The sequence below is a fragment of the Streptomyces pinistramenti genome (assembly GCF_020564935.1).
GTDB lineage: Bacteria > Actinomycetota > Actinomycetes > Streptomycetales > Streptomycetaceae > Streptomyces > Streptomyces pinistramenti.
On record NZ_JAJCXB010000071.1, the window covers coordinates 1 to 13263 of the forward strand.

Below are 13263 nucleotides of genomic sequence, written 5' to 3' on the forward strand. Positions count from 1 at the left end.
GCGGGCCGGGGCACGGCCGGCAGCGGGACGGCGCGGCGGCGGGGCGGTCCGGATCGGGGGGTCCTCGTCGGAGGTTGCCTCTCCGGAGGATGTGTCTCCGGGGGACGTGTCTTCGGAGGCGGCTCCGCTGGGGGCTGCCTTGTGGGAGGCCGAGTCCGCGGATGACGTGCCGTCGATGGGGCTCGCCGTATCCGGGCGGTTTCCGGGGGCTGGAGCGGCCGGGGGCGCGGGGCGGGTGGCCTCTTGAGGGTCGGGGTGTACGGGGCCGGAGTCGCGGAATGCGGGCGCGGGTGCCGGGGCTGTTGCTGTTGCCGGGGCTCGGTCCGGGGTGGGGCGGGTGGGGGTCCTGGGGGCGGAGTTCGCCCCGGTGTCGGGCGTTGTCCCGGTGGGGGTGACGGGTGCCGTCGATGCGTCTGCCCCGGTGATGACGGGTGCCGTCGGGCGAGCCTCTTCGGCCGGGGAGCGGCGTGGGTGCGGGACGGTGGGGGTGTCTGTGCCGAGGGGGATCGGGGTGGGCGGGACGGGCCCCGGGTGGGGTGTCTGGCGCGGTGCGGTGGTGGTGTGCGGCGGGATCGTGGTCGTGGTGCCGGTCATGTGGTCGCCCCCGTTCTGCCGGGCCCGGTTGTTTACCGGGCAGTAGCTTCCGTGGGAGTTCTTCTATCGGCGTGGACGGGGTGGCGGCAACGTGCGGCGGGTGGATCTCCGGGGCGCGCAAAATTCACCGTTCAGGGTGACGGGGGCCTGAACAAGCCTCGGGACGGGTGCGCGGAAGGCCCCGGGAGGGCGCAGAGCGGGCCGTACGGGCACCTCGATGGGGGACGTGCGCCCGTATGCTGGCTGGCGTCTCCCCAGGGACGGAGCGCTGCTCCGGGCTCGACGATTTGAGTGAAAGCGACGGTCATGCGCGTCTATGTTCCCCTGACCCTTTCCGGTCTCGCCGAGGCGCACGGGAACGGCGCTCTGGGCCCCGGTCCTCTGGACGCGTACGCCGTCACCCCCGCCCTGCGCGAGTGGTACGTCTCCGACGACATCGAGGAGCTGGAGTACGCGGCGCTGAACCGCGCGGCCCAGGCTTCGCTGCGGCAGCTGGCGGGGCATCCGGATGCGGCGCGGCGCCGGGTCGTGGTGGCCGTGGACGTGCCGGAGGGTACGGCGGTGGCAGATCCGGACCGCGGCCTGGACCGCGGGGCGCTGGGTGAGGTGCGGATCGCCGGGCCGGTGCCGATGACGAAGGCGGCGGCGGTGCATGTGGACTCCGCGGACGCGGAGGCGGACGTCGCGGCGGCCGCGGCCGCACTCGGTGCGGCGGATCAGGGCGACGCCGATGCGCAGTTCACCGTCGACGGCGCGGAGGACCACGACCTGATGTGGTTCGGAGTGCAGGAGATTCCCCATCTGATCGGCTGAGGGCCGGACGTCCGGGGCGGCGGTCCGGCACGGGTTTTCGCGGTGCCGCTCCCGCTGCTGCCCTGCGCCCGGTGTGTGATCCGCCGCGCCCCGCGCGTGCCTCTGCGGCCGCGGCACGGTGGCGCGCGGCCGGGGCGTTGTCAGTGGGCGCGGGTACCTTTTTCGGTGTGGGGCAGGCTGGGGACGGAGCAGGGGGCAGGACATGGAGAGGCACACGAAGCACCTCGTCTGGGACTGGAACGGCACGCTCTTCCACGACATCGATGCCGTGGTCGGGGCGACGAACGCCGCGTTCGCCGAGATCGGTCTGGAGCCGATCACGCTGGCGCGCTATAGGGAGCTGTACTGCGTGCCCGTGCCGCTCTTCTACGAGCGGCTGATGGGGCGGATGCCGACGGACGCCGAGTGGCTGGTGATGGACGAGGCGTTCCACCGGCACTACAGCGAGCACCGGCTGCGCTGTGCGCTCGCCGACGGTGTGGACGGGCTGCTGGCCAACTGGCTGGCGGGCGGCGGCAGTCAGTCGATCCTGAGCATGTTCGGCCATGAGGAGCTGATACCGCTGGTGCGCGGCTTCGGCATCGAGTCGCACTTCCTGCGGGTCGACGGCCGGAGGGGGCCGTCGGGCGGCGGCAAGAGCGCCGACATGGTGCGGCATCTGGCGGCGCTGGAGAGCGTGGATCCGGGACGTACGGTCGTGATCGGGGACGCGGTGGACGATGCGGTGGCCGCGCGGCACGCGGGGGCGCGGGCGGTGCTCTACACCGGCGGCTCGCACAGCCGCGTCAGCCTGGAGGCCGCGGGCGCGGGTGTGCCGATAGTCGACAGCCTTGCCGAGGCGGTCGAGGTGGCCGCGCGCCTGGCGGCGTAGCCGGAGGCCCGGACCGCGCCGTTGGACCGTGCTGCCGGGCCGGGCCGCGGGGCCGGATCTTCGTTCCGTCGTCGGCTGTCGGGGCATCGCACATTTCGCTTGCCGTGCCGTTGTTCGGAACGTCTAAGTTCGGGGTGGGGTTTTGTACGCACAAGCCCCATGACGGCATCGGTGCGAAGAGCGATAGCCTTGCAGCGTGATCAGCGCGATAACCCGCGGGGGCGTCGAGGCCCCTGCTGTGCGCCCGGGACACCACCGTGACCGGGCGGTCGCTGGTCTTTGCGGCCAAGAGCGTGTGTCGACTGTGTCAAGAACAGCCGATGACAGCGCGGCCTTCTCTCATCGCGGCATAGCGTCGACACCGACCGGACACCTCGCGTCGCAGCGGCGTTGTGCAGCATCCACGGAGTTCTTCCACAACGTCACGCAACGGCGCGCGACAGGAGCCAGAGGACATGCAGACCAAGCTGGACGAAGCCAAGACCGAGCTGCTCGCCAGGGCCGCCCGGGTCGTTGAAAGCAGCCCGGCCGGGACCAAGAACCCGGTACGAGGTCTCGACAAGGAGACCCTCACGGGATACCTCCAGCGCTACTACCTGCACACGGCCCCCGAGGACCTCGCGGACCGTGACCCCGTCGACGTGTTCGGCGCCGCGATCTCGCACTACCGCCTCGCGGAGAACCGCCCGCAGGGCACCGCCAACGTCCGGGTGCACACCCCGACCGTCGAGGAGAACGGCTGGACCTGCAGCCACTCCGTCGTCGAAGTGGTCACCGACGACATGCCCTTCCTCGTCGACTCGGTCACCAACGAGCTGTCCCGGCAGGGACGCGGCATCCATGTCGTGATCCACCCGCAGGTGATCGTCCGCCGTGACGTGGCGGGCAAGCTCATCGAGGTCTTCGACTCCAGCTGCGACGCGCACGGCAGCACCGGCAAGGGCAAGACCGCCGAACTGCCGCACGACGCGGTCACCGAATCGTGGATCCACGTCGAGATGGACCGCGAGACCGACCGCGATGACCTCAAGCAGATCACCGCCGACCTGCTGCGGGTGCTCTCGGACGTCCGCGAGGCCGTCGAGGACTGGGAGAAGATGCGCGGCGCCGCGCTGCGGATCGCGGACGAGCTGCCCGCCGAGCCCACCGCCGACGACCTGCGCGACCAGGAGATCGATGAGGCCCGCGAGCTGCTGCGCTGGCTCTCCGCCGACCACTTCACCTTCCTCGGCTACCGCGAGTACGAGCTGATCTCAGGGCCCGGCGAGAGCGGCGACGAGGACATGCTGTCCGCCGTGCCGGGCACGGGCCTGGGCATCCTGCGCGCCGACCCCTCGCACGCCGATGACGACGGGCACCCCGTGTCGCCGTCCTTCAACCGGCTGCCCGCCGACGCCCGCGCGAAGGCCCGCGAGCACAAGCTGCTGATCCTCACCAAGGCCAACAGCCGTGCCACCGTCCACCGCCCGTCGTACCTCGACTACGTCGGCGTCAAGAAGTTCGACGCGGACGGCAACGTCATCGGGGAGCGCCGCTTCCTGGGCCTGTTCTCGTCGGCCGCGTACACCGAATCGGTGCGCCGGGTGCCGGTCATCCGCCGTAAGGTCGCCGAGGTCCTGGAGGGCGCCGGCTTCACGCCGGACAGCCACGACGGCCGCGACCTGCTGCAGATCCTCGAAACGTACCCGCGTGACGAGCTGTTCCAGACTCCGGCCGACGAGCTGCGCTCCATCGCCACCAGCGTGCTCTACCTCCAGGAGCGCCGCCGGCTGCGCCTGTACCTCCGCCAGGACGAGTACGGCCGCTACTACTCCGCGCTGGTCTACCTCCCGCGCGACCGCTACACCACCGGCGTGCGGCTGCGCCTGATCGACATCCTCAAGGAGGAACTGGGCGGTACCAGCGTCGACTTCACCGCCTGGAACACCGAGTCGGTCCTCTCCCGGCTGCACTTCGTCGTCCGTGTCGAGTCCGGCGCCTCCCTGCCCGACCTCACCGACGCCGACGTGGACCGTATCGAGGCCCGCCTGGTGGAGGCCGCACGCTCCTGGGCCGACGGCTTCGCCGAGGCGCTGACCGCCGAGGTCGGCGAGGAGCGCGCCGCCGAGCTGCTGCGCCGCTACGCCCACGCCTTCCCCGAGGGCTACAAGGCCGACAACTCCCCGCGCAGCGCCGTCGCCGACCTCCAGCACCTGGAGAAGCTCACCGGCGAAGCGGGCAAGGACTTCTCGGTCAGCCTCTACCAGCCGGTCGGCGCGGCGCCCAACGAACGCCGCTTCAAGATCTACCGCAGGGGCGAGCCGGTCTCGCTCTCCAAGGTGCTGCCGGGCCTGAACCGCCTGGGCGTCGAGGTCGTCGACGAGCGCCCCTACGAGCTGCCCTGCGCCGACGACACCGTCGCCTGGGTCTATGACTTCGGCCTGCGGATGCCCGAGAAGGTCAACGGCGACGACGCCCGCGAGCGCTTCCAGGACGCGTTCACCGCGGTGTGGAACGGCGCGGCCGAGAGCGACGACTTCAACCAGCTGGTGCTGCGGGCCGGACTCAACTGGCGCCAGGCGATGGTGCTGCGGGCCTACGCGAAGTACCTGCGGCAGGCCGGCGCGACCTTCAGCCAGACGTACATGGAGGACACGCTCGCCAACAACGTCCACACCACCCGGCTGCTGATCTCCCTCTTCGAGGCGCGGATGTCGCCGGAGCGGCAGCGGGCCGGCACCGAGCTGATCGACGGGCTGCTCGAAGAGCTGGACGGCGCGCTCGACCAGGTCGCCTCGCTGGACGAGGACCGCATCCTGCGGTCGTTCCTCACCGTCATCAAGGCGACGCTGCGCACCAACCACTACCAGCGGGACAGCGAGGGGCAGCCGCACGCCTACCTGTCCATGAAGCTGGACCCGCAGGCCATCCCGGACCTGCCGGCGCCCCGCCCGGCGTACGAGATCTGGGTGTACTCGCCGAAGGTCGAGGGTGTCCACCTGCGGTTCGGCAAGGTCGCGCGCGGTGGTCTGCGCTGGTCGGACCGCCGGGAGGACTTCCGTACGGAGATCCTCGGCCTGGTCAAGGCGCAGATGGTCAAGAACACCGTCATCGTGCCGGTCGGCTCCAAGGGCGGCTTCGTCGGCAAGCAGCTGCCGGATCCGGCGCTGGGCCGTGACGCCTGGCTGGCCGAGGGCATCGCCAGCTACCGCACCTTCATCTCCGGTCTGCTCGACATCACCGACAACCTCGTCGGCGGCGAGGTCGTGCACCCGCAGAACGTCGTGCGGCACGACGGCGACGACACCTACCTCGTCGTCGCGGCCGACAAGGGCACGGCGAAGTTCTCCGACATCGCCAACGAGGTCGCCGAGTCGTACGGCTACTGGCTGGGCGACGCCTTCGCATCCGGCGGCAGCGCGGGCTACGACCACAAGGGCATGGGCATCACCGCCCGCGGCGCCTGGGAGTCGGTCAAGCGGCACTTCCGCGAGCTGGGCCACGACACCCAGACCCAGGACTTCACCGCGGTCGGCGTCGGCGACATGTCGGGCGACGTGTTCGGCAACGGCATGCTGCTGAGCGAGCACATCCGCCTGGTCGCCGCCTTCGACCACCGGCACATCTTCATCGACCCCAAGCCGGACGCCGCCGTCTCGTACGCCGAGCGTCGCCGGCTGTACGAGCTGCCCCGCTCGTCGTGGGCCGACTACAACACCGAGCTGCTGTCGCAGGGTGGCGGCATCCACCCGCGGTCGGCGAAGTCCATCCCGATCAACGCGCAGGTGCGGGCGGCCCTCGGCCTCGAAGCCGGCATCAAGAAGATGACCCCGGCCGACCTGATGAAGGCCATCCTCAAGTCGCCGGTCGACCTGCTGTGGAACGGCGGCATCGGCACGTACGTGAAGTCGTCGGCCGAGTCCAACGCCGACGTGGGCGACAAGTCCAACGACGCGATCCGGGTCAACGGCGAGGACCTGCGGGTCAAGGTCGTCGGCGAGGGCGGCAACCTCGGGCTCACCCAGCTGGGCCGTATCGAGTTCGCCATGGCCGGCGGGAAGATCAACACCGATGCGATCGACAACAGCGCCGGCGTGGACACCTCCGACCACGAGGTGAACATCAAGATCCTGCTCAACTCCGTGGTCGCCAACGGTGACATGACGGTCAAGCAGCGCAACTCCCTGCTGGCCAAGATGACCGACGAGGTCGGTGCGCTGGTGCTGCGCAACAACTACGCGCAGAACACCGCGCTGGCGCTGGCCCAGGCGCAGTCCTCCAGCATGCTCCACGCCCAGCAGCGCTTCATGCGCCGCCTGGTGCGGGACGGCCACCTCGACCGGGCGCTGGAGTTCCTGCCCGCCGACCGGCAGATCCGCGAGCGGCTGAGCGCGGGCCGCGGGCTGACCCAGCCCGAGACCGCCGTGCTGCTGGCCTACACCAAGATCACGGTGGCCGACGAGCTGATCAGGACCGGCCTGCCGGACGACCCGTACCTCCAGCACCTGCTGCACGCCTACTTCCCGTCGGCGCTGCACAAGGATTTCGCCGCGCAGATCGACGCGCACGCGCTGCGCCGCGAGATCGTCACGACGGTGATGGTCAACGACACCGTCAACACCGGCGGTACGAGCTTCCTGCACCGGATGCGGGAGGAGACCGGCGCTTCGCTGGAAGAGGTGGTGCGGGCGCACACCGCGGCCCGCGCGATCTTCGGCCTCAACCAGGTGTGGGACGACGTCGAGGCGCTGGACAACCGCGTGGCGGCCGACGTCCAGACCCGGATCCGGCTGCACAGCAGGCGGCTGGTCGAGCGCGGCACCCGCTGGCTGCTCAACAACCGCCCGCAGCCGCTGGAGCTCTCGGAGACCATCGAGTTCTTCAGCAAGCGGGTCTCCGCGGTCTGGACCGAGCTGCCCAAGCTGCTCCAGGGCCGTGACCTGGAGTGGTACCGGACGATCCTCGGCGAGCTGACCGAGGCCGGCGTGCCCGAGCAGCTGGCCGTCCAGGTGTCCGGGTTCTCGTCGGTCTTCCCGGCGCTGGACATCGTGGCCATCGCCGACCGCACCGGCAAGGAGCCGCTGGACGTCGCCGAGGTCTACTACGACCTGGGCGAGCGGCTGCGGATCAACCAGCTCCTGGACCGCATCCTGGAGCTGCCGCGCAACGACCGCTGGCAGTCGATGGCCCGCGCCTCGATCCGTGAGGACCTGTTCGCCGCGCACGCCGCGCTGACCTCGGACGTGCTGTCGCAGGGCAACGGCTCCTCGACCCCCGAGCAGCGGTTCAAGGCGTGGGAGGAGAACAACGCCGCCATCCTGGGCCGCGCCCGCGCGACGCTGGAGGAGATCCACGGTTCGGAGGGCTTCGACCTGGCGAACCTCTCGGTGGCCATGCGGACGATGCGCACGCTGATGCGGACGCACAGCTGACCGCAGGCGGCGCGCACCGCCTACGGCGCAGGGCAACGGCCCCGGAGCAACTGCTCCGGGGCCGTTCCCCGTTGGGCCCCCAGGGCCGAAGTCCGTTACTTGTGCGCCTCGTACGCCTCGACGACCTCGTCGGTGGGCCCGTCCATGACGAGTTCGCCCTTCTCCAGCCACAGCACCCGGTCGCAGGTGTCCCGGATGGACTTGTTGTTGTGGCTGACGAGGAAGACCGTGCCGGCTTCCTGGCGCAGTTCGCGGATCCGGGCCTCGGAGCGCTTCTGGAAGGCGCGGTCGCCGGTGGCCAGCGCCTCGTCGATCATCAGCACGTCGTGGTTCTTGGCGGCGGCGATGGAGAACCGCAGCCGGGCCGCCATGCCGGACGAATAGGTGCGCATCGGCAGCGAGATGAAGTCGCCCTTCTCGTTGATGCCGGAGAAGTCGACGATGCCGTCGTAGCGTGCGCGGACCTCCTCGCGGCTCATGCCCATCGCGAGGCCGCCGAGCACCACGTTCTTCTCGCCGGTCAGGTCGTTCATCATCGCCGCGTTGACGCCGAGCAGGGACGGCTGGCCTTGGGTGTAGACCCGGCCGCTCGCGGGCGGCAGCAGGCCGGCGATGGCCCGCAACAGGGTGGATTTTCCCGACCCGTTGGAGCCGATCAGGCCGATCGCCTCGCCTTTGTGGGCGACGAAGGTGACGCCTCTGACGGCGTGCACCTCGCGGGTGCCCGCCGTGGTGGTGCGGCGGACGATCCGGCGCAGCGCGGAGACCGCGTTGCCGCGGCCGCTGCCCGCGCCGTGCACCTTGTAGACGATGTGGACGTCGTCGGCGATGACGGTGGGGACGCGTTCATCGGACGGGCCGGCGGACGGGCCGGGCAGCGGCCGGCTGCCGGGGGCCTGTGACAGGCCGGCGTTTCCGGTGACGGTGATGGTGTCAGCCACGGCCGTATTCCTCCTCCGCCTTCCAGAAGAAGACGTATCCGACGACTCCGGACAGCACGGCCCAGCCCAGCGCCAGCGGCCAGACGTGCGGCGGCAGGCTCTTGGCGTGCACGGTGTCGATCAGGGCGTACCGCATCAGATCGATGTAGATCAGCGCGGGGTTGGCGTTCAGAGCGACGGCGATGGCCTGGGGGGCGCTCTGGGTGAAGACCGAGAGGTTGTAGAAGACGCCGGAGATGTACATCCAGGTGCGCAGGATGAACGGCATCAGCTGGGCGGTGTCGGTGGTGCGGGCACCGATCCTCGCCATGATCATCGCCAGGCCGGTGTTGAAGACGGACTGGAGCAGCAGGACCGGGACCATCAAGAGCCAGTGCCAGGTCAGCGGGACGCCGCAGATCAGCACGATCGCGGCGAGCACGCCCATCGAGAAGACCAGCTGCTGGAGCTGGATGAGGGTGTACGCGATGGGCAGGCAGGCCCGGGGGAAGTGCAGCGCGCGCACCAGGCCCAGGCTGCCGGAGACCGCGCGGGTGCCGGCCAGCACCGTGGACTGGGTGAAGGTGAAGATGAAGATGCCGGTGCACAGGAACGGGATGAAGTTGGCGATCCCGCGGTTGGTGTGCAGCAGCACGCCGAAGATCAAGTAGTAGACACCCGCGTTGAACAGCGGGGTCATCACCTGCCAGAGCTGGCCGAGCCGCGCGGTGGTGTAGAGCGCGGTGAGCCGGGCGGTGGCGAACGAGCCGATGAAGTGCCGGCGGGACCAGAGTCTGCGGGTGTACTCGGGCAGCGGCGGGCGGGCGCCGCTGATCTCCAGGCCGTGGCGTGCGGCCAGTTCCCGCAGTTGCGGGTCGGGCGCGGCGCCGGGGACGGGGGACCGGCCGGCGACCGGTCCTGCCGGTGCGGGAGCGGAGTCCGGGGGAGCGAGGGTCTGGGGCATGGGGGCCGCTTTCGTACGTGACGGCGTCGGGCGGTGCGCGCGGTGCACGGCGTGCTCACCGGGACGGGTCATGGCGACGGGGCATGACACATGACGACCAGGTGGAACGACAGGTCGGTGCGAGGCGACGGCGCGGGTGGTCACTGCGTCGGGACGAGTCCGTATCGTCGCGACGTTGACAGTAGGGCGAACGGGCGTCGAAACGCAACCGTAGCGTCGTGACGCTATGCTCAAGGCATGGCAAAAGACGGCAGCGAAGACGATCCCGCGGCGGCGCGCCGGGCTCCGGCCGGCGCCGCCGTACTACGGGAGGACAAGACCGCGGCGATCCGTGCGGCGGTCTTCGGGGAACTGGCCACGGTGGGCTTCGCCCGGATGTCGATAGAGGGCATCGCGCGGCGGGCGGGGGTCGGCAAGACCGCGGTCTACCGCAGGTGGCGCTCCAAGCTCCACCTCGTCCTCGACGTGGTCTCCGCGCTGGCCGCCGAGGGGCTGCCGACCCCGGACACCGGCACGCTGCGCGGCGATGTGCGGACGCTGCTGGAGGTCGCAGCCCGTGCGCTGCAGAACCCGATGGCCTCGCAGATCATCCCGGACCTGCTGGCAGAGGCGGCGCGCAGCCCGGAGCTGGCCGGTGCGCTCAAGGCCGCGCTGCACGACAGCCAGGAAGGCGTCGCCGCGGCGATGGTGGCGCGCGCCGTCGAGCGCGGCGAACTGCCGGCCGGTGTGGACGCGCGGCTGGCCCTCGACCTGCTGACCGGGCCGCTGTACTGGCGCCTGGTGGTGGTCAGGGACGGGCTGCCGGACGGCTATCTGGACGAGCTGGCGGCCGCGGTCGCGGGCGCGCTCGGCGCGGAGTGAGAAAGCGGGCGGCCCGGAGCTCCGTACGGGGCCCCGGGCCGCCCGTCAGGGTCCGGGTCGCCCGGCCACCGAAGGCCGGGCTCCGGGTGCCGCGGGACCGTTGACGGTCGAGCGGCACCCTGCGGGTACCGGCGTCAGCCGGCCAGCTCGATGTCCGAAGGCGATACATCGGCCGCCGTCTCGCGGGCGATCGGCAGGTCGTCGTCCGGTGCGCCGGGGCGCAGTCCGGCCTCGGCGGCGCGCGGCGAGGGGGCGACGGTGCGCTCGGCCGGCGGCAGCGGTGCGGGGCCGGCCTCCTGGCCCAGGAAGATCCGGCGCACCACGCGCTCCGCCGCGTGCCCGTCGTCCCACTGGCAGAACCGGGCGCGGAAGGCGGCGCGCAGCTCGGTGGCGTCCGCGTCGTCCCAGCGTCCGCTGCGGAACGCGTCGATCAGCTGGTCCTCGTCCGTGGCGACGGCGCCGGGGGTGTCGCCCGGGTTGCCGGAGAGCAGGTCGAAGGTGACGCCGCGGGAGCGGACGTAGGTGTCCCAGTCGTCCGCGTAGCTGATGATCGGCCGGTCGAGGTTGGCGTAGTCGAACATGATCGACGAGTAGTCGGTGATCAGCGCGTCGGCGGCCAGGCACAGCTCCTCGACGACCGGGTGCGCCGAGACGTCGATCAGGGCGCCGCGCTCCTGGAGCTCCGCGAGGCGGGAGTCCGCGGCGTAGAAGTAGTGCGTGCGGACCAGCAGGACGAAGTCCGGGCCCAGCTCGCGGGTGACCCGTTCCAGGTCCATCCGCGGCACGTAACCGGTCTGGTAGTCGCGGACGGTCGGCGCGTAGAGGACGGCGATGCGGCCGGGGGCGATGCCAAGACGCTCGCGGATCTCCCGCACGTCCTGGGCGGTGGCGCGGTAGAAGACGTCGTTGCGCGGGTAGCCGGCGTCGAGCGACTGGAACGTGCAGGGGTAGACCCGCTCCCACTGCTCGGTGGCGTGCAGGTTGGAGGAGAGGCTGAAGTCCCAGCGGTCGGCGCGCTCCAGGAGCTTGCGCATGCTCATGCCCTTGGCGGCGGCCGGGTACTTCTGCTGGTCGATGCCCATCCGCTTGAGCGGGGTGCCGTGGTGCGTCTGGAGGTGGACCTGCTCCGGCCGCTTGATGACCTCGCCGGCGAAGTTGACGTTGTTGATCAGGTACTTGGCGCGGGCCATCACCTCCCAGTAGCGGGGGGAGTTCGCCACGACGTGGTCGACGCCGGCCGGGACGGTGTCCTCCTGGCCCTTCTTGATCACCCAGACGCCGTGGACGTGCGGCGCCAGCTCCTTCGCCTTCTCGTAGATGGCGAGCGGGTTGCAGGCGGGGGTGCGGTTCCAGTAGGCGGAGTAGACCGCGAGGTTCTCGTCGACGGGGCGGTGCAGCTGGATCTGGTAGAAGCGCTGGAACGCCTGCTTGCCCAGGGTGCGCTTGGTCCTGCGCAGCCGGTCGCGGCCGGACACCCGGGCACCGTTGACGAGCTTGAGCGCCTGGAAGGCGCGGTACGAGCCCCGGCCGAGCGCCTGGTACTTGGCGCCGGTGATGCCCTCCGGCAGGACGAAGCCGGCCGGCTGGTGGCGCCGGTACATCACGGCGGCCCGGTGGAAGAACTCCGCCCGGTCGGCCGGCGTCACCCGGTTGTCGCGGGCGAAGGTGAAGAGGAAGTGGCTGACCATCCGCTCGAACATCAGCGGCCGGATCCGGTTCAGGTCCGGGCGGGTGTCGAGGAAGGCGAAGAGCCGCTGGTACTGCTCGAAGATCGTGAAGTGCTTGCGGCCCGGGGTCTTCATCGAGTTGCCCTGGCGGCGCTGGCGGTACTCGACGCATACCTGGTCCAGGCAGGCCGCGGTCTCGGCGGTCAGCATGGTCGTGTAGACCATCAGCGCGTCTTCGTAGAGACCGTCGGTGTACTGGAAGCCGTTGCCGGTGAAGAAGTCCCGGCGGAAGGCGCGGTTCCACACCACCGCGAACATGTTGAGGAACTCCAGCCGGTCGGCCGGCCGGAAGACCTCGGTCCCGGCCTCCTGGAGCATCTCGACGCTGGCGCTCGGCTGGACCTTGTTCCACCAGTACGTGCGGACGTGGTCGAAGAGCAGGATCTCCGGGTCGGAGGTGACCGCGAGACGGTCGGCCATCGCCTGGAGGGCGCCCGGCGCGTAGGTGTCGTCGCTGTCGAGGAAGAGCAGGTAGTCACCGCGGGCCTGCTCGACGCCGGTGTTGCGGGCCTGGCCGATGCCGCCGTTCTCGGCACGGTGCACCGGGATGACGCGCTTGTCGCGGGCCGCGTACTCGTCGAGGATCGCGCCGCTGCTGTCGGGAGAGCAGTCGTCGACGGCGATGAGCTCGAAATCCGTGAACTCCTGCTCCAGCACCGAGTCCATGCACTCGCGCAGGAATCCCTGCACTTTGTACACGGGCACGATGATGCTGAAGCGGGGTACGGCTTCGGTGCCTATCTCGGACATGCGGTGCTACTCCTCGTGACGAGCTGAGTACAGAATGCTGAATCGCTCGGAAGCAAATTCTATGCCAGGTGTATGACTGCTGTTCACCAAGAATGGTTGCCGTTTGTAATCCGAAAGTTGTGTGGCCCTCGTTACACATTGCGGTAAGTCACGACAATGCGGGTGAAGGGAGTGGGAGTGGGGCGGATGCGGACGTCCCCGGAGTGCGGCGTCCGGCGCCCGCCGCCGCGCGCGGCCCGCCGCACCCGTAACCCCGCTCCGCCGGGCGCCGTCCGCCCGCGTCCGCTCGCGCGCGAGGGCCCGTCGGCGGGCGCGTGTGACAACTCACGGGGAAATCACGCAACCACCCCGC

7 protein-coding genes are annotated in these 13263 nt (G+C 70.5%); 4 read left to right on the forward strand and 3 right to left on the reverse strand.

Features of this window, described 5'->3' with window-relative positions:
• The first annotated feature begins 900 nt into the window (after window positions 1-900).
• The 3 genes from LIU39_RS30965 to LIU39_RS30975 all read left to right on the forward strand — a co-directional run bounded on the left by LIU39_RS30965 (window position 901) and on the right by LIU39_RS30975 (window position 7689).
• Window positions 901-1407 carry a DUF6912 family protein gene (locus LIU39_RS30965; RefSeq protein WP_227050257.1) on the forward strand — a complete coding sequence of 169 codons (507 nt, stop codon included), beginning with the start codon at window positions 901-903 and terminating at the stop codon, window positions 1405-1407.
• A gap of 202 nt (window positions 1408-1609) precedes the next feature.
• Window positions 1610-2278 (forward strand): HAD family hydrolase, encoded by a 669-nt coding sequence (locus LIU39_RS30970; RefSeq protein ID WP_227050258.1) that lies wholly within the window; start codon window positions 1610-1612, stop codon window positions 2276-2278.
• 455 nt (window positions 2279-2733) lie between these two features.
• Window positions 2734-7689, forward strand: a complete 4956-nt coding sequence (locus LIU39_RS30975) for an NAD-glutamate dehydrogenase (RefSeq protein ID WP_227050259.1) — start codon at window positions 2734-2736, stop codon at window positions 7687-7689.
• Window positions 7690-7784: 95 nt separating this feature from the next.
• On the opposite strand, the gene LIU39_RS30980 is transcribed toward LIU39_RS30975, so the two are convergent.
• Entirely contained in the window at window positions 7785-8594 is an 810-nt protein-coding gene (locus LIU39_RS30980) for an ABC transporter ATP-binding protein (RefSeq protein ID WP_372464118.1), read from the reverse strand.
• A 28-nt stretch (window positions 8595-8622) separates the two neighbouring features.
• Window positions 8623-9573, reverse strand: a complete 951-nt coding sequence (locus LIU39_RS30985) for an ABC transporter permease (RefSeq protein WP_227050260.1) — start codon at window positions 9571-9573, stop codon at window positions 8623-8625.
• Between the two features lie 237 nt (window positions 9574-9810).
• On the opposite strand from LIU39_RS30985, the gene LIU39_RS30990 reads away from it, so the two are divergent.
• The gene (locus LIU39_RS30990) at window positions 9811-10434 is read left to right on the forward strand and encodes a TetR/AcrR family transcriptional regulator (RefSeq protein ID WP_227050261.1); all 624 of its coding nucleotides are present in this window, start codon (window positions 9811-9813) and stop codon (window positions 10432-10434) included.
• A gap of 134 nt (window positions 10435-10568) precedes the next feature.
• Here the strand turns inward: LIU39_RS30990 and LIU39_RS30995 are convergent, their stop codons facing one another.
• Entirely contained in the window at window positions 10569-12911 is a 2343-nt protein-coding gene (locus LIU39_RS30995) for a bifunctional glycosyltransferase/CDP-glycerol:glycerophosphate glycerophosphotransferase (RefSeq protein ID WP_227050262.1), read from the reverse strand.
• Between the last annotated feature and the right edge of the window lie 352 nt (window positions 12912-13263).